The 21,784-nt window shown below is 59.2% G+C and carries 20 protein-coding genes and 1 tRNA gene; 7 read left to right on the top strand and 14 right to left on the bottom strand.

The window, feature by feature from the left end; translation table 11 throughout:
• The first annotated feature begins 114 nt into the window (after positions 1-114).
• The 3 genes from NG895_RS12375 (at position 115) to NG895_RS12365 (ending at position 4,154) form a co-directional block, all read left to right on the top strand.
• A complete protein-coding gene (locus NG895_RS12375; protein ID WP_252852820.1) occupies positions 115-2,316 on the top strand; it encodes an ABC transporter substrate-binding protein in 2,202 nt (733 codons plus the stop codon).
• The gene (locus NG895_RS12370) at positions 2,313-3,776 is read left to right on the top strand and encodes a hypothetical protein (protein ID WP_252852819.1); all 1,464 of its coding nucleotides are present in this window, start codon (positions 2,313-2,315) and stop codon (positions 3,774-3,776) included. Before NG895_RS12375 ends, NG895_RS12370 begins: the two co-directional genes overlap by 4 nt.
• Positions 3,777-4,070: 294 nt before the next feature.
• Positions 4,071-4,154 (top strand) — tRNA-Leu (locus NG895_RS12365).
• Between the two features lie 2 nt (positions 4,155-4,156).
• On the opposite strand, the gene NG895_RS12360 is transcribed toward NG895_RS12365, so the two are convergent.
• The 3 genes from NG895_RS12360 to NG895_RS12350 form a co-directional block, all read right to left on the bottom strand.
• A complete protein-coding gene (locus NG895_RS12360) occupies positions 4,157-5,356 on the bottom strand; it encodes a tyrosine-type recombinase/integrase (RefSeq protein ID WP_252852818.1) in 1,200 nt (399 codons plus the stop codon).
• Between the two features lie 100 nt (positions 5,357-5,456).
• Positions 5,457-5,639 (bottom strand): hypothetical protein, encoded by a 183-nt coding sequence (locus tag NG895_RS12355; RefSeq protein ID WP_252852817.1) that lies wholly within the window; start codon positions 5,637-5,639, stop codon positions 5,457-5,459.
• A 104-nt stretch (positions 5,640-5,743) separates the two neighbouring features.
• Positions 5,744-6,226 (bottom strand): hypothetical protein, encoded by a 483-nt coding sequence (locus NG895_RS12350; RefSeq protein WP_252852816.1) that lies wholly within the window; start codon positions 6,224-6,226, stop codon positions 5,744-5,746.
• A 499-nt stretch (positions 6,227-6,725) separates the two neighbouring features.
• Between NG895_RS12350 and NG895_RS12345 the strand changes: the two genes are divergently transcribed.
• Entirely contained in the window at positions 6,726-7,454 is a 729-nt protein-coding gene (locus tag NG895_RS12345) for an NYN domain-containing protein (protein ID WP_252852815.1), read from the top strand.
• Positions 7,455-7,758: 304 nt separating this feature from the next.
• Here the strand turns inward: NG895_RS12345 and NG895_RS12340 are convergent, their stop codons facing one another.
• From NG895_RS12340 to NG895_RS12295, 11 genes are all read right to left on the bottom strand, one after another.
• The gene (locus tag NG895_RS12340; protein WP_252852814.1) at positions 7,759-8,679 is read right to left on the bottom strand and encodes a hypothetical protein; all 921 of its coding nucleotides are present in this window, start codon (positions 8,677-8,679) and stop codon (positions 7,759-7,761) included.
• A 228-nt stretch (positions 8,680-8,907) separates the two neighbouring features.
• Positions 8,908-9,381: a hypothetical protein gene (locus NG895_RS12335; protein ID WP_252852813.1), complete on the bottom strand. Its 474-nt coding sequence runs from the start codon at positions 9,379-9,381 to the stop codon at positions 8,908-8,910.
• Positions 9,378-11,555 carry a hypothetical protein gene (locus tag NG895_RS12330; protein ID WP_252852812.1) on the bottom strand — a complete coding sequence of 726 codons (2,178 nt, stop codon included), beginning with the start codon at positions 11,553-11,555 and terminating at the stop codon, positions 9,378-9,380. The genes NG895_RS12335 and NG895_RS12330 overlap by 4 nt, the downstream gene beginning before the upstream one ends.
• A gap of 36 nt (positions 11,556-11,591) precedes the next feature.
• Positions 11,592-11,798, bottom strand: coding sequence for a hypothetical protein (locus NG895_RS12325; RefSeq protein WP_252852811.1), 207 nt, complete (start codon positions 11,796-11,798; stop codon positions 11,592-11,594).
• A gap of 103 nt (positions 11,799-11,901) precedes the next feature.
• Positions 11,902-12,537, bottom strand: a complete 636-nt coding sequence (locus NG895_RS12320; RefSeq protein ID WP_252852810.1) for a hypothetical protein — start codon at positions 12,535-12,537, stop codon at positions 11,902-11,904.
• 53 nt (positions 12,538-12,590) lie between these two features.
• Positions 12,591-13,088 carry a hypothetical protein gene (locus tag NG895_RS12315; protein ID WP_252852809.1) on the bottom strand — a complete coding sequence of 166 codons (498 nt, stop codon included), beginning with the start codon at positions 13,086-13,088 and terminating at the stop codon, positions 12,591-12,593.
• A 58-nt stretch (positions 13,089-13,146) separates the two neighbouring features.
• On the bottom strand, positions 13,147-13,842 hold the full coding sequence (locus tag NG895_RS12310; RefSeq protein ID WP_252852808.1) for an HNH endonuclease: 696 nt from the start codon (positions 13,840-13,842) through the stop codon (positions 13,147-13,149).
• A 104-nt stretch (positions 13,843-13,946) separates the two neighbouring features.
• On the bottom strand, positions 13,947-14,345 hold the full coding sequence (locus NG895_RS12305; protein ID WP_252852807.1) for a hypothetical protein: 399 nt from the start codon (positions 14,343-14,345) through the stop codon (positions 13,947-13,949).
• An 11-nt stretch (positions 14,346-14,356) separates the two neighbouring features.
• The gene (locus tag NG895_RS30260) at positions 14,357-14,485 is read right to left on the bottom strand and encodes a hypothetical protein (RefSeq protein ID WP_261360811.1); all 129 of its coding nucleotides are present in this window, start codon (positions 14,483-14,485) and stop codon (positions 14,357-14,359) included.
• 504 nt (positions 14,486-14,989) lie between these two features.
• On the bottom strand, positions 14,990-17,122 hold the full coding sequence (locus NG895_RS12300) for a bifunctional DNA primase/polymerase (protein ID WP_252852806.1): 2,133 nt from the start codon (positions 17,120-17,122) through the stop codon (positions 14,990-14,992).
• 203 nt (positions 17,123-17,325) lie between these two features.
• Positions 17,326-17,628 (bottom strand): hypothetical protein, encoded by a 303-nt coding sequence (locus tag NG895_RS12295; RefSeq protein WP_252852805.1) that lies wholly within the window; start codon positions 17,626-17,628, stop codon positions 17,326-17,328.
• A 339-nt stretch (positions 17,629-17,967) separates the two neighbouring features.
• On the opposite strand from NG895_RS12295, the gene NG895_RS12290 reads away from it, so the two are divergent.
• The 3 genes from NG895_RS12290 to NG895_RS12280 all read left to right on the top strand — a co-directional run bounded on the left by NG895_RS12290 (position 17,968) and on the right by NG895_RS12280 (position 21,563).
• Positions 17,968-18,234 carry a hypothetical protein gene (locus NG895_RS12290; protein ID WP_252852804.1) on the top strand — a complete coding sequence of 89 codons (267 nt, stop codon included), beginning with the start codon at positions 17,968-17,970 and terminating at the stop codon, positions 18,232-18,234.
• Between the two features lie 938 nt (positions 18,235-19,172).
• Positions 19,173-20,498, top strand: coding sequence for an ArsB/NhaD family transporter (locus tag NG895_RS12285; RefSeq protein ID WP_252852803.1), 1,326 nt, complete (start codon positions 19,173-19,175; stop codon positions 20,496-20,498).
• A 135-nt stretch (positions 20,499-20,633) separates the two neighbouring features.
• Positions 20,634-21,563 (top strand): hypothetical protein, encoded by a 930-nt coding sequence (locus NG895_RS12280; RefSeq protein ID WP_252852802.1) that lies wholly within the window; start codon positions 20,634-20,636, stop codon positions 21,561-21,563.
• Positions 21,564-21,784 lie beyond the last annotated feature (221 nt).

Below are 21,784 nucleotides of genomic sequence, written 5' to 3'. Positions count from 1 at the left end.
TTCCGTTTTTGTCAACTAGTTCGATGTCTGCTATTCAGTGTGTTACTGAGTGGGGTAGGGGCGCGCTGCGCCTTCGCGGCCGATGATTTGGCCGAAGACGAAGGCCCAATCTACATGCAACCGGCCTTTGACCGCATCGTGCTGAAGACCGGCGAAACAGTCAATGTGCAACCGTTGCGGTTCCCAGGTGGCTCGCGCACCGTTCCCAATCCGTTCCCGGCGGGAGGTGACCTACAAATCCGGCCACTGAATTTGGAGGTGGCCGCCGCGGAGGTCTCCGTCCCCTGGACCGCTGTTCAACGCATCGATCTGTTTGAGGACATGATTATGCGCGAGGCCTTAGCCCTCGCCGAGCAGAAAAAATTCGATGAAGCCTTTCCCTACTTTTCACACTTGTTGAACAAGGCTCCGCATACTCGTGGACTCGACCAGGCGATTAACAGCTACCTGCAGGCGAATGCGCTGGCAGCCTACAACGGTGGTGAATACGACCGATCACTGGCAATTCTGGGCAGCCTATACGATCGGACGCCGAACGCTAGTGGTTTGAGCGGAGCTGTGGATACGGTCGCTGGAAAGATCATTGAGAAGTATCTGGCCGAGCGCAACTTCAAGTCCGCTCGCACGACGCTGGACGTTGTGGAGCAAACTTTCAACGGTCTTCGACTCACGGTGGTTCAACGCTGGCGACAGCGATTCCTGCAAGCGGCTACGAGCCAGCTTGCCGAAGCGGAAAAACTGTTGAATGCCAAGAAGTATCTGGCGGCGCGCCAAGCTGTCAATCAAGCGGTTGGGGTATGGCCGGAACTCAACGGTGTCAACGAATTGCGTGCCCGTTTGCAGCAAGAGTACCCTGTCGTCACACTGGGCGTGCTGCAACGCTCTCCGCAGGATCCCCAGTATCGGATTGATAGCTCTGCCTCGGTGCGGGCGGCCTCGCTGACGAATCCCACTATCCTGGAGTTGCGGGGGTACACTGCCGAGGGTGGCGAGTACCAGTCGAACATTGCACAGGTGGAACTCGCTCCATCGGGACTTGAACTCAACTTTGAGCTGCTTGAGTCGCAGTCCTCAGCACCACTCGACGTGAGCCTTGCCGCTTCTGCCCTGGCCCGACAATTACTCGAAGCTGCGAATCTCGCATCGGGACATGGAAGTGAGTTGTTGGCTGAGTTGGTCGAACGCGTCGATGTGGAGTACCCACAGAATGTGCGAGTTCACTTCCGACATCCGCATGTTCGCCCCGAGTCTTTGCTCACGTTGCCAATGGGCTCCGAACTAGTGGGGCTCTCCGACCGCGGTGCGTTTGGTATCGAGGAATACAATGACGAGTTGATTCGCTTTGCCACTTCGCCAGCCCATCGAGGCGCTATTGCCGAGATTCACGAGCGAGCTTTTCCGGACGATGATCAGCTGATCACAGCACTGTCGCAGGGCGTCGTGGATGTAGTCGACCGGGTGCCGCCGTGGCAGATCCGTCAGCTGCAGGCAGACGATAGCTTGGTTGTGGAGAGTTACCTGTTGCCCACGGTGCACGTGTTGGTTCCCACCGGACGCTCACCGCTTACCGAACAGCGTGAGTTCCGCAGGGCGCTGTGTTATGGAATTCGACGCGATCGGTTTGTCCATGACGTGTTGCTGGCAGGGCAGGAGGTCTCAGGATTTCAAACGGTCAGCGGGCCATTTCCGGCCGGTGTATCGCTTAGCGATCCGATTCGCTACGGATACAACAGCCAGGTAAAGCCTCGTCCTTACGATCCGTACATGGCAATCGTGCTTTCGACCGCTGCGTGGAGCAATGTGCAGAAGGCGAAAGGTGTAAAGGAGCCTGGTGACACGCCACTGCCGACAGTGACACTGGGCCACTCGGCTGATGCAGTTGCTCGCATGGCTTGCACCGAAATCGCGAAGGATCTCAACAGTCTTGGCATCCCCATCGAATTGGTCGAGTTGACCACCGAGCAGATGCTCGAGGCTGAAAAGTATGTGGATCTGAAGTATGCCGAACTTAGCACTTGGGAGCCGGTAAGCGATGCTCGGCGACTGCTGGGAGCTGGCGGTATTGTGACTGGTACCAGCGATTTTATGCGACTTGCTCTGGATCGACTTGACGCGGCCCGCAATTGGAACGATGTGCGTGGAAGACTTTATCAGATCCACGATGCCGCAAGCACGGACCTGCCGGTCATACCTCTTTGGCAGACCGTCAACTACTTCGCATATCGTCGCGAGTTGTCCGGCATCTCCGAACAACCGGTTCATTTGTTTCAAGATCTTTCCAACTGGCAGCTCGAATTCCAGGCCAATCGACTGTGAATTGTAGACCACGCAATAACGTTTCTCGCATTGTCGCCGGGCAGTGGCTGGCCGTGATGGCTGTTGCAATGGCGATGGTGATGGCGATAAGTGCGGAGGACAGCCGGGCCGCAACGGTGGATAGGTATTGGGAGGTTTCGCCGTATCGCGTTCAACTGCTCGTGGAGTATGATGTCTCGCAGGTCTGGCGCGAGCGACTGAAGCAATCGCTCCCTGGGTACCTCCGCAAACGCATTCGCACCGCTTTTGGCCCCTTGTGGAGGACGACAATCGAGCCCGTCCCCACCTCGGCAACGTTACCGGCCGCTGGGCAACTGGCTTATCTGTCCGACGAAGAGTTGACCTCGCTTCGTCGCGACCATGACAAGATCATGGTCCTAAAGATTCGTGAGAGTTCCCTGGGATTCGAAGTCGCCGCCCAAGAGCAAGACTGCTTGCTCGAAGAGTGGGGTTCCATTTGGGGGGCCGATACACGCGATGGGGCGGCGATTCCTGAACTTGCCTTCGACGCCATTCACCGCGCGTTCACCCCTTTAGCTACCTTTCGCGTCATTCGCGAAACGCCGGAGAAAGTGGAGATGAGCTTTCGCGGTGCTCACCTGCCGGGAGTCAGCGAACAGATGCGGATGGTTGCCGAGGGAGATGTATTTCGCCCCGTGGTTCGTCGGGTGGATCGGGATGGCATTCCCGTCGAGAACGGTATTCAGCGCGTCCCCTGGACCTACCTGAGTCTCGATTCGGTAGCCGACGGTGCGACCACCGCCACGATCATTAGCCATACTCGTTCGCCTCTCGGCGCGCGGCAGCGTGGTCGAGTCGACCAGTTAGCAGCTCTTGTCCGTCCCGGAAGCGAGCAGACGAAGCTTCGGCTCCACGCCCGTGACAAAGAAGATCAACCTCTCGCCGGATTCCGCGTCTATCAGCGCGATTCGAATGCCGAAAAGGAAGCGTACATCGGCAAGACGGACGATGACGGTGCCATTACTATTGAGCCTGGTGAAACCCCCGTACAGGTTGTCTTTGTCCAGAGTGGTGGGCAATGGATAGCGAAAGTGCCAGTCGTTCCCGGAACCGATGGCACGGTGAACGCGCCCCTTATGGACGATCGCAGTCGCCTGGAAGCAGAAGCGAAACTCATTGGTATCCAAGAAGAACTGATCGATCTGGTGGCCCGCCGAAACATCCTCGCGTTTCGAACTCGGGCGAAGATCAAAGCTGGAGACATCGAAGGGGCCAACAACCTGATTCGCCAGCTCGAAGGTATACGGACTGCCACTGAATTCGAGCAGCAGCGTCTGCGTCCACAAGAGCGCATGATTACAAGCGACGATCCCAAAATCCAGCAGCGCATCGAGAAGATGTTCAGTGACACACGCGATGTCCTGGGCGAGTTCCTGGCACCTGGTCTTGTGCAGGAACTCCGCACCGAACTGGCCAACAGCTCTTCAGCTCAACGCTAGGGGCCGGGATCTCTTTCTGGACCGCTTAGTCCGATGGTCGCTGACTTTCCCCAAATTGTCACCCTCTCAGAGCAAAAGATGCATCGGCCCAAAACCCGTTCTGTTTGGGCCCCAACCGGGTAGCTTGGACCGAGCCAGTTGCCAGACAGCGGCAGACTTCTAAAGACCGCGCAGACAGCCCGGTACTCCCTTCCAAGGGATTGGCCCTTGATGATCCGCCAGTCCCACGTAATCCTCGCCAGCCCCCTTGGAGCCCCCCCAGATTTGACGTAAACTGTTTCAGTCCTTCACTTTGCCGGAGTGGCGGAATTGGCAGACGCGCTGGATTCAAAATCCAGTGCCCGCAAGGGCGTGTGGGTTCGAGTCCCACCTCCGGTACTCTAAAAATCTCTGGAAAAGCAGGCGTCTTCGCCATCTTCGACTTCCGGCTGGCTGCCTAACTCCACCTCGCTGTTAGGTAAACTGTTAGCAGCCGGGGTTTCCATGCCCCACAGTTCGGCCGCGGTGCGCTGGGCATCGTCCCCTACGTAGAAATCAAGCGTTGTGGCGACGTTGGCGTGGCGCATCAGTTCTTTCAGGACAGCGGGCATAACCTTCCGGCTCCACCGGGAACCAAACGATCGCCGCAGATCGTGGGCGCTGGCGAACTTGCCAGACTTACTGTCAACCACTACGCCGGCCGCTTGGCCGATCGCCGATACAACCTTCCCAACGATGTGCCGGCTGGTGCCGACGGCAAACACCGGGCCGCTGCGGTCTTCTGGTGCGGCAGTACCCAACAGCCGGGCGAACTCGGGAACCATCGGCAGCATTTGGTCTTTACCTGACTTCTGCGCTTCGGCAGGAATCCGAAACAGCGGGTGCTGCCTCGAGTAGTCGACCACGATAGCGCCGGGGGCATCGTCCCACCGCAGGGCCAGAGACTCGCCCAGACGTAGGCCAGAACACCAAAGGCCTTTGAGGTAGAACCGCCAGGCGTCGACGTCCTGCGGCACGCTGGGCCACTCTGGCAGGACAGCTGGCACCTTCGCCAGCATCTCGTTAAACTCCTGCAGCGTCACCGGCCGGCCCTTCATGCGTTTCGATCCCTTCGCCCGCTTCGGCATTTCGAACTTGGGAACGATCGACAGAATGCCCTGCCCATGCGCCCAACGGGCCAGCACCTTTAGCGTTCGCAGGTGCCGGGCTATCGTGGCGTCAGATAGTCCATTCTCGCGACATTGGGCAACGAACCGCGTTACCCGGTTGGTGGTGAAGTCCGCGACACGCGCGGGCGTGGCCACCTTGCCGAAGACGTTGAACGTTGACAGGTAGGTGGTGGCCGTCCCGGTGCCCAAGCCCGGCAGGACGTGTTCGACGTAATGGTCTACCAGGTCCTGCCAGGTGGCCTTGCTGGTCGGAACGTACACGCCGCGGCGCAGTTCGTCTTCCCAAACCGCTGCGGCGCGTTCGGCCTCCTTCTTCGTCCGACAGCCGGCCGACCTGGTACGCTCCTTGCCGTCGTAGGGGTCGCGGTATCGCATTTGGTAGTTCGTTCGGTCAGCGGGGAGGAACGTGTAGACTTTGATTTCTTCGGCCATAGGGAAACCTCGATTCTTACCGGTGTGTATAGTTACCAAAGATTCGCGAAAAAACCCCAGGCCCAGCGATTCGAAAACCGCCGGGCCTGGGCGTCAGGGGTTACAGCGATGCAACGCGGGCCTTGCACCAGGACTTAAGCGCGTCGACCGCGACAAACTGCCGGCCGTCGCGCTCGACGGTCGGCAGCGGGTTGGTCGGACGCCGCAACCAGTTGGTTTCGATCCAGGCGACGCTAAGACCTAGTTCGGCGGCCAGGGTCTTGATGGTGATGTGTGACGGCATGGTAGGGAGCCTCGCTTTCTTTCGTTTCGTGGGAATAGTGGGTAGCGGTAACAAATAGGCCTAAATCGCACTTGGCAGAACGGCCAAGGCGGTAGGTAGCGGGTCTACAGTGCAGCAGCGCGCCGGCGGACCCAAGCGTCTAGCTCGTCGACCAGGACGAAGCGACCTCGCCCTACTGTCGGCATCGGATCGACCGATCGCTGCAACCAGTGCTTGGTGATCCATTCGCCAGGCAGCCCCAGCGTTGCCGCCAGGCTGTCGATGGTAATCGCCTGGCGAGTGTTCCGGTCGACGTTCTCAAGCTTGCGACGCAGCCGGCGTGCGCTGCCTAGCAGCTGCTCGAGCGATTCCGGCGCCAGCGATTCGCCGACCGCAGCTTTGCGTACCAGGGTCGCCAGTTTTCGCAACCGGCCGGCAGTCCGGTGGCCGATCCGATCGCCGTCACACAGCCAGGCGACCTGGTTGCGAAAACTTAGACGCGGCGGGCAGTCGGTTTTGCGTGCCAGGCGGTCGACCAGGTCGAGAACCTTGCGATAGTTACGAAGGATCCGCCAGACGGTTAAGCGTTGCGGGAAGAAATTGACCATAGGGGTGGCCTTTCTGGCCCGGCAGATTGCCAGGCCAAAGAAAGCGCGACCGCGCGTAGGCTTTGCTAGGCGGCATCTGACACCGCCCGTGGCCCTTACGGGTACCACAAACCTGCGCGCGGACGCGCTCTGATTTCAGATGAAGATTTAGCATTGTCAGATGTCCTCTTTTGCCGTCCGCGGTAGCAGCCGCGGGCGACAGGGTTTAGCACCCGTCATTGTGCCACGGGGGGCGCTGGTGTCAACACTGCTACGTCACTCGCCCAGGACCTCAGAGAAGCAGCTTGGGTTGCTTCGCTCCGGCTTGTGAAACCTCCACCGCGAACCACTGTTTCGCTAGAATGGTCCTAAAAGCAGACAACCTGCAGATTTCGACCTGCCGCGTAGCGAGGCCAGAATGTATTGGACTAACGACCAAAACACCCCGGCGGTAGAACGGCCATCCTACCTTTTCATAGACGGTGCATACCTGCGAGGAGGAATCAGCAGGCTACCTGCCATGCTGCTTACGGAGGACGTGCCTCAGCTTAGCCTGGAAGTGTTTTCCGATGTATTCACCAAGGTTTTTTACTACGACGCCTCGCCGGTCTCGGACACACACCCGCAAGCTGCCGATGCCAACGCAGGCCAGATTTTCGACGAGTTGATGCGGGAGTTCAACCGTACCAGGGGGTGCCACGTTTTTGTCGGCAGGACCATGGGTAAAAAGAAGCGTCAAAAACAGGTAGACGTAAAACTCGCGGTGGATATGTTGTCGCACACATTGCACGGAAATATGCGATCGGCGACATTGATAGCAGGAGACCAGGACTTTTTGCCGGTTTTGGAGGCACTAAAGCTGGCAGGAATGTACTTGAGGCTTGTCTATATATCCGACTCGTTCAGCGATGCTCTGGTCGACGCTGCGGACGAATCGCACTGCATGTCTTGGAGAGAGGTTCTTTTTTTCACAGACGGCAGCTTTCGCGGATCGCATAAATGGCCTTCCATGTCGAATGGCGACCTTGCAAAGTTCTCGAATAATAATACTCACACCAGAATCCTCGCCCCTACCGACCTTCCTGGGAAAGACTTTCAAAAGAAAGTCGCGGAAGCACAGGGGTACTACTACCTCGAGGTCCCGGGAATTGGCGGCGGAGCCGAACTGCGGAGACACACTAACTTGCAAGTTCTATGCTCCTGCGCTGCCGCAGAGTTCCCCAAAATATTCAGGTACGAACCAGCATAGACGATGAGTCGCCAGTCCAGTCAGTCTACGGGTACACCCATGGCCAACGATCGCGCCGTAAAGGCCAGCAGATTGTCATCGTTCACGAGTTCGACTCTTGGGACGCAGTGGAAGACCTCGGCGTTGAAACGTAGTGGGTGGGCAACTCGAAGATCCGAAGGCGTCGAATGACAATCGACACTTGGCCATTAATGCACACAGACGACGGCCGGCAGCAATGGTTTGCGGTGAAGATTCTTCGACAGCACCCAGGCCACCGGGTCGCTGTTCTCTGTTACGTCGACTTCGTCCGGTTCCACGCCTGCTACTCTTCGGCTGTTGGCTCTGCCCCCCCGCCTTCAGTTGCCTGAGGAGGAGATAAGTGTTGCTTTATGTACTGGAGTGCATCTTCGTCACTAAAGCAACTGTTATCCAAGTAGTCAATCCAATCGACCTTCCCCTCCGCATTGCGAGGGAAGTCTTCGTCAACTTGCACCACAGGGGGCGACAAATCCTGGTACCGGAGTTTGTCGATGTCACACCTAACGACCTTGTACGCATAGGTCATTGCGCCGTCCTCGGTATGGTCGATGACAGCGAACTGCCGAAAAATGCTGGTCCAGACTGAGGCCTCAATCACATAGTAGTGCCTGGCCCCTTGGGGAGGGAACCTGAACGCATACATCGCCGTGCGGCCGCCTGGCCTTATGGTCTCAAACTCGGCAGGTCTTCGTTGCTGGTTGAACACTTCTTTGGCCGATTTGTTCGGGTTCTTTCTCCAGTCTAATATGCCTTTCGTTAGGTCAACTACAACGAACCTGACGTCGTGAACTGGATACTTCCCCGTGTTTCGAAGGACGGCCTGCGAATCGGTGAACTCAAGGAAAATAGCACCGTCGCCGCCAGTCAGCATTTCCTGCGTCCGCTCCAGTTCCGCAATCGTCTTCGCCTGTTCTGCAATCGTCTGGTCCTGCTTCTCGGTTGCCTTGACAAGAGTTTGGTTGGCCGTCTCCAGGTCCGTCTGGACCTTTTCGTCTGCCGCCATCTGTTGGACGGCGCCCCACCAAGTCCCCCCGATGGCGAGAAGGCCAGCGGCCGCCATAATAACCAACGGACCGTACGGCGTGTTAGGGTCTCGCCTAACGTGCAAGGCGATACAGGCAATGGCCGCCACTAAGCCGACTATCAGAAGCCAGTAATTCCCGAGAAAACCGACTATAGAGGCGAGATTAAACGGAACCCGCATTCGATCTTTCTCCCAAAACTGAACATAGTAAATGTACGTACACCCAGCATATTCGACGCACCGAATTCAATCTTGGCCGAATTCGCAATCAATTTTCAAGTCATGGGAATACACAGTCCAACGCAATAGCCCACGCCCCGCCACACGTGGGCAAGGGCGCAGACTTTCAAATTGTCAAAGAACCTCCCGGCCATACATCCCCAGCCGGCCCCCAGTCTCCGCAGCCGCCTACTCCAGCCGCTGGCGCCGCCCTTCGTCCGCTGCCCGGTTCAGCAACCGGACAACGTTCTCCGCCGTCTCCAGCTCGCGCAGGTCGTCCAGCGTGACCCAGCCGGCCTGGACGGCCTCGCAGACTGCGCGGTCGACGTCCTGCGATTGTTTCTGGCCGCAGGTCGGCCCCACTAATTCGACCAGCCGGAACCGCTGTGTCTCCAGCGTCCGCTGGTCGTATTCGTCCTGGTCGATGTCGCCGCGGTCCCGCTGCCAGTCGGTGAAGAATTGGATAACGTCGTTTACGTTTTCGATCGCCGATAGCTGCCAGGCCTCGACTTCGCCGCTGTCCAACAGGTCGGCCAGGTTGGCCACCAAGCTGGCTGTGGTTTTCGCGGCGCGTTGGTCATGCTCCGAGCCATCGAACCGCGTCAGCCCCGAAAGGCAGATGCGCTCGACGTGCGCGACGGTTTCGCTGTGGTCCGTCATCATGTTACCGGCACCCCCTTTCCGTTCTGGATAGCCCTGCGAGTTCTGCCGGCCTCATCGACCAGCTTTTTCAACTCCTCTAATTGCTCTTTGTCGATACTCCCGGCGTTGTTCAACGCGCCCAGCGACGCAGCCCGGCCGCTGAACGTTCCCCGCGACTCGGCGGCCGCCAGGTCGTTTTTCGGTTTCTTGTTAAACCGTTCGAAGTCCTGTTCGGCCTGCTGCTTTAGCAGTTCGCCGCGCTGTTTTAGTGCCGCCTCTATTTCAGGCGTCAGCAACCCTTCGCCTTTCAGGTCGCGGCGGTCCTGTTGCGTCTGCAGGTCGATCAGCGATTTTCGCTCCGCCAGGCCGTCTTGCGTGGTGGCGATCTTCAGCGCCGCCAGTTCGTCCGAAAGCCTGAGACTGGACAGCCTTTGTTGCTCGCGCAGTTCCTTCTCGCGCTGAATAGCTTCGGCGCTGCGCTGTGCAGCTGCCCCCAGGCTTTCGATAGCGGACGAAACAGCCGGGATACCAACGCCGAACGCCTGTTCGATGCCCGCGGCGATCGACTGGCCAGCCTGGTTGGCGACGGCGCCGGCCTGCTCGGCGGTAATTTCCAGCGTGCGACTAGACGCCTGGTCGATGGCCCGGATGTCTGCGTCAAACTGCAGTTTCAATTCGTCGCGACGCGTAACCAGGTCTTCGTAGACCTTCGCGACTTCCTCCAACTGGCTTTTCGCCGTCAGAACGCCAGCTGATCGAAACTGCAGCCCAAATCCGTTGCTCTCTAGGCCCTCCACCTGCTGCTGCAGTTCGCGCATGCGATTCGCGGCCTTTAGCGCCTCTGCGTTGACCTGGTCCAGCGAATCTTCGTAGGCCTTGGTGGCCGCTGCTTTTTTCTCCGACGCCGCCAGTTTGGTTAACGCTTCGTCCAGGTTGGCAATTGCGCCGGTGGTCCGGTCGTACACAATGCCCAAATCGCCGAACGCGTCCTGCAGTTCGCGCACAATCTTCGCCTGCGCGACCAGCTGCTGGCCGGTCAGCTGTTGGCCACCCTGGAACGCGGCCAGCTTGGCCCGGAAAATGTCGACTTCGTCGCCGGCGTTTGCGAACTCCGACCTGGCCGCGTTCAGTTCGCCCGCCAGGTCCTGGACGCTCTTTATGGAATCGCGGTTTGCGGCCGTCGACTCTTTAGTGGCCGCCACCCACAGCCCCAGGCCTACGACAACGGCCCCAATGGCCGCCACCAGGGCAACCAACGGATTCGCGGCTAGAAACACCAGCGACACGTTCAACGCGTTAACAACCACGGTAAAGCCCGTCACAGCAGCCCCCGCCGCGATGAACCCAGCCCCGACGGTCGCCAGCGTAACGCCCACAGCGACCAGGCCGGCGCCAACAGCTGCCACCGATCGGATTAGGCCGCCATTTTCCTTCGCCCAAGCTATCGACGCCTTGGCCGTGTCGCGGATCCAGCGGGCAGCCTTAATCAGTGGTTCGGCCAGTTCGGCGCCGATCGCTACCGCGGTCCGCAGGACTACCCGCCGGACTTCGTTAAACGCGTCCGTCAGCTCTGCTGCGCTCTGCGCGGTTTCGGTGTCGATCGTCAGGCCTAAGTCTCGCGCCTGCTGCCGCAGGCCGTCCAGCGAGCCCAGCAGCGGGACCAGCTGCGAACCAGCGCGGCCGAATACTTCCATCGCCAGGGCCGCTTTGCGGGTCGGGTCCTCGATTCCAGCCAGCCGCCTGGCGATCAGCGCAAACTGTTCGTCCGGCGCCAGCCCCTGCAGGTCTTCGATGGACAGTCCTAACGCGTCGTAAGCCTCGGCGGACGTCGATAGCCCCCGCTCTAGGTTTCGAATGCTGCGGGCCTGGCCGATAAACGCCTTTTCGAAAACCGCCAGGTCTTTTCCCGACTGCTCGGCAGCAAACCCGATTTCCGAAAGCGCTTCGACACTGACGCCGGTGCGTTGCGACATTTTGTCGAGCGCGTCGCCGGTCGACTGGAAAATTTTAACCGCGGCCGTCAGCGGTGCCACGATGGTCGCGCCCAGCGCAGTAAACCCGGCGCCCACCTTGGCGATAGACTGGCCGAATGCCCGCATTTGCTTCGCCGCTTTGTCCAGGCCGCGGCGAAGTTCGTTGTCGTCCACAAACAACCGCATAAACGCGCGGCCGGCTTCGATGCTTCTATTTGCCATGATACTTTTGCCCCCCATTCCTCAAAATTAAGTTGGTTACGACTGCCAGGCAGCCCTTTTTAGTGTTCGATTCTTGGACCAGCCCCGCCGGACCTCCGCGCACCGCTCGGCGATCTGCTCGGGCGTCGGGTCCTCTCGCGGGTCCGCTGCCTCATCCACAGCGTGCCAATCGTCTACCGTGGCCATCGTGGTTGCGGCCGTCGGTCGGTCCATCATGTCGAAACGTTCGCTGTCGTCTTGCATTGGTTGCCCCTCGGGTGATAAGCCGGCCGGCCGCCGCGGTGGAAGTCTGACCGCAACGGCCTTGCTCGGGGAACCACTCCCGGGCCGGCTTTGGTGGTGCCGGTTACCGGGCCGCCGATTCGATGAACCGGCGACGGAAATCGGCCAGGTAACGTTCCGCCAGGCTGACTGCCTGCTGGGCGCGTCGCCGGTGCTCTGGGATCGCCCGCAGTTCGTTTCGGCAGTCGTTCGCGTCCGCCATGGCCTTCGCCACGTTGGTAGTCGCGGCGACTTTATGCGCGAACTTTCGTTCCGCAACCTGCGGCGCGTTTGCAAAAACAGGATCGCTCTCCGGCCCGGAGTTGGCTTTTAGCAATGCTTTGCGGGACTTCTCGCGTTCCTTGTCGGCTACGGCGGCCAGGTCGCCTTGCTTGGCTCGCAGCGATACTTCAGCCTGGTCGATTACCTGGTGCCAGGCCTGCGCGATCTCCAAGGCCTTCTGGCCGCACGAATAGCGGACCGCGGCCAGCATGTCGCGTTTTCGCTGCAGGTCTTCGTACGTGTCGCCGGTCGAGTCCTGCAACGCGCGTTCGACGTCGCCCGCCGCCGCGGCCTGTAGCTCGATAGCTTCGGCCTGTAGTTCGGTGATCGCGGCGTTAACCTCTTCGCCTGCGAATCGCCAGGTGTGTGGGTCGGCCGCGTCGACCACCTGGTCCAGTGTGACGGACTTGGGGCGTCGGGCGGAGATTGTTGCTTGCATAGTTATCTTACCTTTTAGAAAATTGATGTTGGGTGCTTGTCGCAATTGGCCCGTTAGTACGTCGGCGCCTGCTTGTCCCATCCGCGAGAAACGCCATCGTCGTAAACAGTCTTGGCCGCTGGCGGTAGTTGATCGACCTTCACGCCCCGGCGTACGACGGAAAGCACCGCGTGGAACAGGTTGCGATCGGCGTCGCCGCCGTCGGATGCGAACTCGGCGACGCACCGGTTGTAAAGCGGGACCGGCATGACCATCTTGAACATCCAGTCGCTAGGTGGGAACCAGGCAATGGGGCTTTGTTCTCGCATGTTTATGGGTGACACCGACCTGCCGTACGGCCAGGCGGGGTTAATCGGCGTTCTGACCACGCCAGCGGCTTCTTTATCGGTGGCCAAGGTTTGCAGGTCGTTGGCGTCGAACACCGTACGGTACGTCTGCGCGCCGCTTTCGACGGCCGCGCGGTCCGCGACCACTTCGGCCGTGCTTGGGCTGCCTTCGGCGGTGCCTAGTTTTTGTGGTCTTGGAATGTGTTTGGTAGGCAACAGTGCCATAATTTTCCCTCGGTCTTCTTTGAGTTCATCCGAGCCGACAACCGGCACGGCTTTAGTTTCAGTTCCCCGATGGTGGTTGAATCCCTGCCCACCGCTGGCCCGACAGCACGTAGCCAATCGCGCGGCGACTAACGCCGAACCGTTCGGCAATCTTCGCGTGCGACCAGCCCTGCCGAGCCAGCGATAGAATCAATGGCTTGTCACTCGGCTGCAGCTTGGTGTTCGACGCTCGCGCCGGATTTTTGCGAGCTACGGCACCCGTAACATGCGACCAAGTCTTACCTGTCGCCGCGTCGCGAACGGCCGCGATGCTAACGCCTAGCTCGTCGGCGATCTGCTGGACGGTCTGGCCGTCCAGCTTGTATCGCCTGCGGATCTCGGCGACCTGCGCGACGTCAAGTTTTGCGTTGCTGCATTGCTCGCCGCGCGGCCGCGTCCTAACTAGGTCGCGCATGTTCTCCTGGTGCGTGCCGGCCCGCAGGTGACCTGGCCGAACGCACCAGCGATTGTGGCAAGAGTGCAAGACACCCAGGCCGGGCGGAATCGGCTTGCCAGTGGCCAGCCGATAGGCGACCCGGTGGGCGAATACCTGCTTGGTCTGGCTCAGCTTGAACAGACCATAGCCTTCCTGGTTTTTGGCCCCTAGCCACGCCCAGCAGCCATCGTTTACTTCGTCAGGCGTCTTGGCGACGCGCGACCAGAAACGCTTGGCGTCCTGTTCCGACAAATCTGGCAGCGGTTTAGTCTTATACACCCCGTTATCTCCTTTCAGATGGGGTAGATAGGCAGTTGGTGGTATGTGCAGTTCCCCTTGGTTGCTTCGCTCGGATCCCAAAGTAGGACCCGCGGGGGTGGCGATTACGCCAGCACAAACGACGCGCCGGCGCCGCTGAAACTGCGGAACGCCTTCGACGGCGCCGTTTCCAAACGCTCCTCTCCGCCTTCGATAAGCAGGTATTGCCGGCCGCCTGGTGGCTGGAAGTTCGCCAGTCGTTCGGACGTGTCACTAGAACGCCGCACAGGCTCTGCGTTGCGTCCGCCGGCTGCCAGGTTGTTTGCATCGCCGGCAGGCTTCGCAGGCTGCGACGGCTTGCGTGCGGTGCCCTGCTTTAACCTGGCGGCCACCGCGGCCGTCAATTGGTCGCGACTCTTGCCGGCAGGGTCGACGCCCAGTTCGCGTGCGCGTTGCTCGGCGGTCTGCCGTTGGCGTTCGGCCTGGAATGCGTTGGCCTCGGTTGGTTTAAATCGAATTCTCATCGGTCCCCCGGTTAAAGTTTCGCAATGACCAGGTCGCCGACGGTGGCGACCAGTTCCTGCAATGTCCGGACTTCCTTTTGCAGCGCGACCATCGCGACTGTCTCAACGGAAATCCCCTGCTGCTCGGCGATGGTCTTCATCAGTTGGACCTCCTCGCCGAAGCTCAGTTCGTTTTCGCCCCGCGTCGTTACTCCTGCTGTGTTGGCCAACCCGCTTTGGGGCGCTAGGGTCGGTTGGCGTGGTTCTCGTTTTTGGTGGCCAGTGTGCCGCGACCGTCGCGGCGGTGTGTGTCAGTAGTGGGTCACCGGAACCAATCCGGGTGAGTCCGGGTCAGTCCCGATGGTGGTGCAGCTCCGTGGTGGCCGGTAATTGAATACCGACCATGCTTTTTGGCCGGTATCTCGGAGAAAAAAACCCTGTTTTTCTAGGGCGTGCTCGCTGTTTTCGAATTACCGGCCATTACCGACCAGGGGTGTTCTTTTTCCTCAAGGGGCCACTCTCTTTTTGAGTTAACAGAGGGGGGCGTCGGTAATGGTCGGTAATATGTATGAATAATAAAAAACAACATATATATATGTTGTTTTTGCCCTTGAATTACCGGCCAAATTACCGGCCAATTACCGGCCATACCGGCCAAAGGATGCTCAACCCCTCTCCGCAGCCAAGTAGTAGACGGTCGCCGGGCGCCCAGGGCCATTTGGGTATTGCGTCTCGCGGCCAATTCGGCCGTCCTCTTCCATGGTTTCTATGACGGCTGCCCGGTCGCGTTTCGAAAGGTGGCGTAGTGCGCGCCGGACCTGGTCGCCCGTGGCTCGCCCCTTCCGTCCTTTGAGGAACCGAACCACCTTTTTGCAGTCCGCGTCGAACGGCGATTCGGCGACGTCGTCGCGGGCGATAGCCACCAGCTGCCGCGTCAAGTAGTCGGACAGCTCGCAGCCCCACTTAGCAGACTCAGCGGCGACCGATTTCGGTGCCGGCTTACCAGCCAGGCTGCAGGCGTGGATTAACGCAAACTTCCGCGCGTTCAGGTGCGCCCGGCACCACAAGCCGCGGTAGGCGTCGCGATCATTGTTGGCCAGGTCGGTGCACCGGTTGTCGTGTTCAGCGAAGATGCGGACCGCTCCGTCTAATGATGGAATCTCGACCGGCGCCGGGTTGCCTGTCGAAGTAGACGATAGATTCCCGCCAGGTTGGTAATCGACCCAGGCTTTTACCTTGCCGACGATCGACTGGCGGCCGTAGTCCAGCTGCGGCGATTGCGTGTACGGTATCTTTTTATTGGCGGCCTCGAACACCCCCAGCCGCGACATAAAGCCATCCAGCACCGAAGCAGCCTGCAGCGATTTCTTGAACTGGTCTTCCGTCGCCGTCAGGTAGGCGGTTAAGTACGGTTGGCAGATAACGATAGTCGGGTTTTTGTCCTGGTTGGCATAGCACTTCCCGCGATAGTAACCGCCGCTTGACGTGTACAGCTTTTTCAGGACCGCGACGGCCTGCGCTATGTGCGGCGCTGCCCCTTGGCCCATCATCGCCTGCAGACTGTCGCCGGCTTCGTCGATCTGCAGCAGTCCGACGCCGTGCTGTCTGATGGCCATTTCGAGCCCCGTAGCGCTGGCGATGTCGCCGGCCAGTAGCAACCACTCGGCGCCGGCTTCGATCAGCAGTTTTTCGTTGCCGAGGCGTCCGGCGTCTTTGCCGGCACCCTGCGGCGCCAGCTGGACTATGTACAGATTTGGTCTGGTGCCCCAGTCGTCCACAACTTTGCGGCCTAAGATGGTCGACACCAAAGCCAGGGCAGCGGAAAACGCTATGCCGCGGTCCGGCCTGTAGGCAGTCGCCAGGTGGTATTCGATGATTTCTTCCAGCAGGCCGCCGGGGTGTAGTAGGTGCGTCGGAAACGCCTCGTCAGGCTCAACTACCGCCGGCGCCGGCTGCGCGGTCGGCCAATTACCGCCAGCCCCAATGTATTCCGCGGCGCTGTTCGCGATCCGCGACACCTCGGCCGGCGGCAACGGTGGCTGGCAACGTTCGGCGTTGGTCCGCTGCAACGCTGCCTCCAAGACGCCAGGCGATTTAACCACGTTGGCCAGGCTGCAGGCTTCGCGGTACAGCGCGTCGTTCCGCTCACCCTCGCGGTAGACCGGCATGCTACCGCGTACGGCGGCCGCGCCGTCGGTGCCGGCCTTGCGTTGCTTCGGCTTTTTGTCACTGGCCGCCAGCGCGTCCAACAGCCAGGCCGGCGCCACCGGTAATTGGTCGAAAGGCGGCAGTTCGCCGTCCTGGCCTCGCCACAAGTATTCGCGGCCGTCGATGGTCGATGGGGCCACGACGATGTAGCCACCGTTGGCCCGGGTGTCGACTTTCTCTGCCAGGTGACCTGTCGTATTCCGGTAATTCGCGCCGTCTGGCTGGCGAAACACAAAGTGCAGGCCGTCGTTAGGCGTGGTAGCGTGCGGCGCCGCCAACAATTCCGACTGGCGTTCCGATCCAATGTCGTACAGCCAGGGGTTCGACTTGCCGTCAACGTCGACCACCAGCAAGCCATCGGTCGATCGGCCGATATTATATTCCGGATTTTCGGACCACCAGGCGTGGATTGTCGCCAGGTCGGTTGTCGCGTCTTTGCAGCCGTGCTCACAGGCTGGCGGCTTGCCGTTTTCCACGCATGGAAAAACAGGATCGCCGTTCTGTGCGTACTCGATGGCCGCTTGGTGTTTCTCACTTACCGCGTCGCTGTAGTCGACTTCGGCCGCCGCTTGGTCCAAGATTCCGTTCAAAAATCCATTCTCCAAAAAGCTCTCACCCTTGAGACCTGGCCGACCGCAGTTTCCGGAAGCGGTCGACCAGGCCCGGCAGGGCGAACGGATTACGTTTAGCCAGCCCCCACGGCCGGCGTTGTCTCGAAAATGCCGCGACGCCCGGCGACGCGTCGACAGCGTCTAGCTGGCGCCTCGCAGGGCGAGCTACCGCGGCTGTTTGGTTAGTTCCGGCTGGCGCCGAAGTGCTCACGCGCTTGCGGGCCGGCCTGCGGGCCTGCCATGGTGGTGAACTGCGCGGGGCAGCGTGGCGCGGCCGTGTGCGCGGCCAGTCGGTGTAGGTAGTCGATGGCATTTTTGCCGGTGGTAAACTTCCGCCGGCCGACTTCGAGAACCTCTAGTTCGATGCCGTGTTTCTTGGCTTCGGACCGACGCGCTGGCGAAATGCCGGCGGTGCGTTCGAAGGCCGACACCGGGTAGAGGGCGTCGGGAAGAATTGCCTCGGTACCAAGGGCGGGTACGGCCATTGTTTGAACTCCAATTTCGGTAAGGGGGTGTCGTGAATGCTGGCGACCATTTTGGCCACGTTTCGGTGATCTGTCCAAGCAGAAGCTTTCGTTGGTTTCGGCAGGAGCTTTCGCTGATAAGGCCCCAGTTTATGCGCAACCAGAAGTTTGTCGCATCCAAAACACCAGCGGCAAAACCACTTTGCACGCTCTCGCACGCTTTCGCACGTTCTCGCAAGTTTTCGCAAGTTCTCGCACGAAAATACTTTTTGGATTTTGTCGTTCCGGTTTGGGGCAGTCTGTCGCAGGCAGTAGCTTCTGTTGCCTTTGGTTGCCGCAGTGGTGATAAGGCCCCAGTTTATGCGCAACCAGAAGTTTGTCGCATCCAAAACACCAGCGGCAAAACCACTTTGCACGCTATGGCACGCTATGGCACGCTATGGCACGCTTTCGCACGCTTTCGCACGAAAAAACTTTTTGGAATTCTTCGACCGGACGGCTGTTTTCGACCCGGCCGCCAGCGATTTCAACGAAAACACCCCGCTAGGCTTGTGGCCTGCGGGGTACGTGGTGGGTGTTAGCGAAGTGTTAGCAAGTCGCTTCCCGATTCGACTTTTTGCGTTGTGAAAAGCCTGTGTTTTGCGGGGCGAGAAAGCTAATAAAAATCAACGAGCAGGTGAACTCAGATTCAAAATCCAGTGATCGCAAGATCGTGTGGGTTCGAGTCCCACCTCCGGTACTCTATTTTTCTCGGTCGTTTCTGACCTACCCGCACCGTGGTGACCAATCGTGTGATTGGTGTTCTACGCCCGTAGTGTAAGGTAGGTAATCTCGTGTACCACCAGAGGTGACAGGGCACAGTTCCGGCTATTGTCGCCTGGATGGTGCCCGTTGGAATTGGTGGTGGACTTACCGTGCCCTCGGCGACCTCGCCATTGCTCAACAGTGTGCCGAGTCGACGGGCCGGAACAGCAAGTGGCGTCTTGAATACCTGCCGCCAAATTGGCGGAGCGATTGCAAGTGCCGCTTTCGGAGCATTGATGGCCGCGTCGGGGGTATCGCCGACAAAGGCCGGTGACCGATGGTTTCGCTCCCTGTTCAACAGGCAGCGCGCCGGACAAGTCGACACGACTTGTCGAGTGAGCTCAGCGTTGGCTGCACCAGCTTCAAGTTATCTCACTTAGCCGATATCACGGCCGGCTAGCGCCCTGTATCGCCTATGGCACTGAAGTGACCTCCTGGTGTTTGCGCCGTGCCTACTATGCTTCCACATCATTCGTAGGTACTGGGCAACGACCTGGGCCTCTGTAAGAAGAGCTACCTCAAGAGCCACTTGGGATCTCAGAGCCTTCGGTCTCTACTCAAGGGGCTTCTTCCTAAGCCGCGAATGATGGCTCCACCTGCCCGCGGACGGCTGCTTTGCGTAGAATGGCTGTCCGGAGAGTGCGGTGCAGAACGTATCGGCTCAGAAATAGCGAGCCTGACCCGAGAGAGAGATGATGGAGTTCTCTGAAACACTGCTAATTGCCGCTGTCGAGCCGGGGGCTCGCGCGCCCGCGTGGGTGATGATTCTGTTCGCCCTGGGGATGATAGCCACCTACGTAGGTGTTGCCCTTGATAGCTTTCACAAGACCGTCGCGGCGTTGGCAGGCGCCGTCGTCCTCGTCCCGCTGGCACTTATCCTGGGCGTATTGCCCAACTACGACGCCACCTACGAAATCCTCTCCCACGATCTCAACATCTTTGGCGTCATCATTGGGACAGGGATACTTGTCGACGTCACCGGGCGGAGTGGCTTGTTTCACTTCTTCAGTATATTGATGGTCAAAGCGACGGGTGGTCGGGCTTCGGCGCTTTACTTCGCAATTTGCACGTTAACATTCTTGTTTGTTGCGGTGCTGACCATCGTGCCGGCGATGCTCATCCTCAGTTCCTTGGTCCTGGTGATCTGCCGTAAGCTAGATTATCCCCCTAAACCGTTTTTGCTGTCAGTCGCCATTTGCGCCAACAGCGGTGCGGTGGTCACTTTTGCAAGTGGTTTGCCGAATATCATGATTGGCACACAGGCCGGCATTCCCTACGTTCACTTCCTGATGGTGTCCGCGCCTTATGCTCTGATCAGCTTCCTTATCGCACTGGCTTTATTGCGGTTTGCATTCCGGCGGTCCTTGCCATGGAATCAAAGCGTATCGGAACAGGCGGACCTAAAGGTCCGCATTGAGCAGTTCGACGCCTGGGCACTTGTGGAAGACCGTCGGGTGCTCATTCGCAGCGCCATCATCTTGTTGATTACGGTTGTTGGCTTTGCCCTGGCGCAACAACTCGGAGTGGGAATGGACTTCATCGCCATCGCCGGCGGCACCGCGGCACTGCTCTTCGCCGGGAAGTCCATTGAGGACTCTATCGCTAAGGTCAACTGGACGATCATACTCTTCTTTCTGGGGCTGTTCTTAATCATTGGCTGCGTTAAGGCGACAGGGGCTCTCAGTTGGTTGGCCGAACAGGTTGTCGACCTGTCGAATGGAAGCACCGGGCTGTTGGTTGCATTGCTCACGATATTTTCGGCTGTCGCCTCGGCGATTGTCGACAACATTCCTGTCGCCGCAACGCTCATTCCCGTTGTCGACCAGATTGGCGACGGTGGCGTCGCCGTAGAGCCACTTTGGTGGGGGACAATCCTTGGCTGTAACCTTGGTGGCAACGGGACACCAATTGGTTCGATATCGTGCGTCATCGCTCTGTACACGTTGAAGAAAGAAGCGCACGAGACTGTGTCGTGGGGGGAATTCATCCGCCTCGGTGGTACGATTATGGTTATTCAGATCGCCGGGGCGATCGCGTATCTGTTGACTTTGAATTCGATGGGGTGGATTCCGCCTCTGCCGCGATAGCGATGAAGCAGATTCCACCGTGAGCGGTGGCCTCCGGGACGTTTCGCCAGAAGTCCCAGGTCGTTGGCGTTAGCCATCGAAAAGTCCTGTACAAGCTGCTGTAACCAAGTGAACGGAGGCTGGGAGAACTCAACAATGCCTGACCCAACTCAACGCCATGTCGATAACGAACTCAGTGACTCGATGGACTTGTTCGAGCGTGCAGATGTAGGTGCTACCATAGAAATCTCACAACAGCGGCCCCGCAAAGTCCTTGTGGCGACCGACGGTTCGAGTCAAGATCATGCCCTCACGCTGTTCGCGAAACAACTACAAAGCCGTTTGGCGTGCGAGATGGGCTACCTGGCCATCGGTGGCGAAGCATCGGCAAGTGCAGGGCAGCACGTCGAAGCGAACGCAACAATCGTCGACGTGGATGCATCCATTGAAGAGGATTACGATCAAATCCTCGCGGCTGTCGAGTCCTTTGGCGCCGACCTGCTGATGCTACCGTGCCCGTTTCGTCGAGACTTCGAATCACTGGGAGAAGACAGCGCAGGAACCGTGATGGAGGTGATAGCGGCACGGTCCGAGATCCCCACGATCTTCATTCGCCGCCCCGACGCGGTAGGGCGGGACCCCTCCGACCATATTCGGATCGTCCTGACGCGAGAAAACGCGGCTGCAGAAAAGACGGCCAATTGGGCTGCGGGGCTCGTTCAGCCGAGCGGAAGGTTGGAACTACTGCTGATGGTCGAAGAAAGCACGTACAAGAATTTCAGGGAGATCATGAACTCGCTGCAGCCCGATGCCGAGTTTAATCCCGAGGATCTGGAAGACGCGCTAGCCCGCACCTACGCCCGACTGCATTCTGGACTTCAACGGTCATCCAGAAAGCAAGGGTTCGCCTACGAGCTAATCATTCGATACGAAGCAGACGAGCAGCCGATTACACCCGAACATCCCAAAACGCACCCTGCACTGATTGCCTTGGGCCTCGTCCGTCACGACCACGATTCGAGAAACGAGATACACGACTTTGTGAGGCGATCACCGCATCCGGTGCTTGTGGTTCCCGTCGATTGATGAGGGAGTCAATAGATAGTCGACGAGTGCGCGAAGGAGGACCGTCGAGATTAGTAGCACCGAGTACCGCAGCATTTTCCTTTAGCGTGCATGGGAAGGTCCTCGATCGCATCGATTGTGTTCGTATCACAGTCCTGCCGGAAGGCTCTTGTCTGGAGTTGCCGCGATCTATGTCGCCTTGGCCATGGCGTTCCGTCAGCAATGAAGTTCCAGCTGAACGA

Source organism: Aeoliella straminimaris (genome assembly GCF_024054565.1).
Lineage (GTDB): Bacteria > Planctomycetota > Planctomycetia > Pirellulales > Lacipirellulaceae > Aeoliella > Aeoliella straminimaris.
This window is presented reverse-complemented; position numbering and strand designations above follow the sequence as displayed.

What these genes read in the sequence shown, in the direction of transcription:
- NG895_RS12375 (WP_252852820.1), top strand. Translation starts at nt 115, where the DNA reads ATGCAACCGGCCTTTGACCGCATCGTGCTGAAGACCGGCGAAACAGTC.
- NG895_RS12360 (WP_252852818.1), bottom strand. Translation starts at nt 5,356, where the DNA reads ATGGCCGAAGAAATCAAAGTCTACACGTTCCTCCCCGCTGACCGAACG.
- NG895_RS12355 (WP_252852817.1), bottom strand. Translation starts at nt 5,639, where the DNA reads ATGCCGTCACACATCACCATCAAGACCCTGGCCGCCGAACTAGGTCTT.
- NG895_RS12350 (WP_252852816.1), bottom strand. Translation starts at nt 6,226, where the DNA reads ATGGTCAATTTCTTCCCGCAACGCTTAACCGTCTGGCGGATCCTTCGT.
- NG895_RS12345 (WP_252852815.1), top strand. Translation starts at nt 6,726, where the DNA reads ATGCTGCTTACGGAGGACGTGCCTCAGCTTAGCCTGGAAGTGTTTTCC.
- NG895_RS12340 (WP_252852814.1), bottom strand. Translation starts at nt 8,679, where the DNA reads ATGCGGGTTCCGTTTAATCTCGCCTCTATAGTCGGTTTTCTCGGGAAT.
- NG895_RS12335 (WP_252852813.1), bottom strand. Translation starts at nt 9,381, where the DNA reads ATGATGACGGACCACAGCGAAACCGTCGCGCACGTCGAGCGCATCTGC.
- NG895_RS12330 (WP_252852812.1), bottom strand. Translation starts at nt 11,555, where the DNA reads ATGGCAAATAGAAGCATCGAAGCCGGCCGCGCGTTTATGCGGTTGTTT.
- NG895_RS12325 (WP_252852811.1), bottom strand. Translation starts at nt 11,798, where the DNA reads ATGCAAGACGACAGCGAACGTTTCGACATGATGGACCGACCGACGGCC.
- NG895_RS12320 (WP_252852810.1), bottom strand. Translation starts at nt 12,537, where the DNA reads ATGCAAGCAACAATCTCCGCCCGACGCCCCAAGTCCGTCACACTGGAC.
- NG895_RS12315 (WP_252852809.1), bottom strand. Translation starts at nt 13,088, where the DNA reads ATGGCACTGTTGCCTACCAAACACATTCCAAGACCACAAAAACTAGGC.
- NG895_RS12305 (WP_252852807.1), bottom strand. Translation starts at nt 14,345, where the DNA reads ATGAGAATTCGATTTAAACCAACCGAGGCCAACGCATTCCAGGCCGAA.
- NG895_RS30260 (WP_261360811.1), bottom strand. Translation starts at nt 14,485, where the DNA reads ATGAAGACCATCGCCGAGCAGCAGGGGATTTCCGTTGAGACAGTCGCG.
- NG895_RS12295 (WP_252852805.1), bottom strand. Translation starts at nt 17,628, where the DNA reads ATGGCCGTACCCGCCCTTGGTACCGAGGCAATTCTTCCCGACGCCCTC.
- NG895_RS12290 (WP_252852804.1), top strand. Translation starts at nt 17,968, where the DNA reads ATGCGCAACCAGAAGTTTGTCGCATCCAAAACACCAGCGGCAAAACCA.
- NG895_RS12285 (WP_252852803.1), top strand. Translation starts at nt 19,173, where the DNA reads ATGATTCTGTTCGCCCTGGGGATGATAGCCACCTACGTAGGTGTTGCC.
- NG895_RS12280 (WP_252852802.1), top strand. Translation starts at nt 20,634, where the DNA reads ATGCCTGACCCAACTCAACGCCATGTCGATAACGAACTCAGTGACTCG.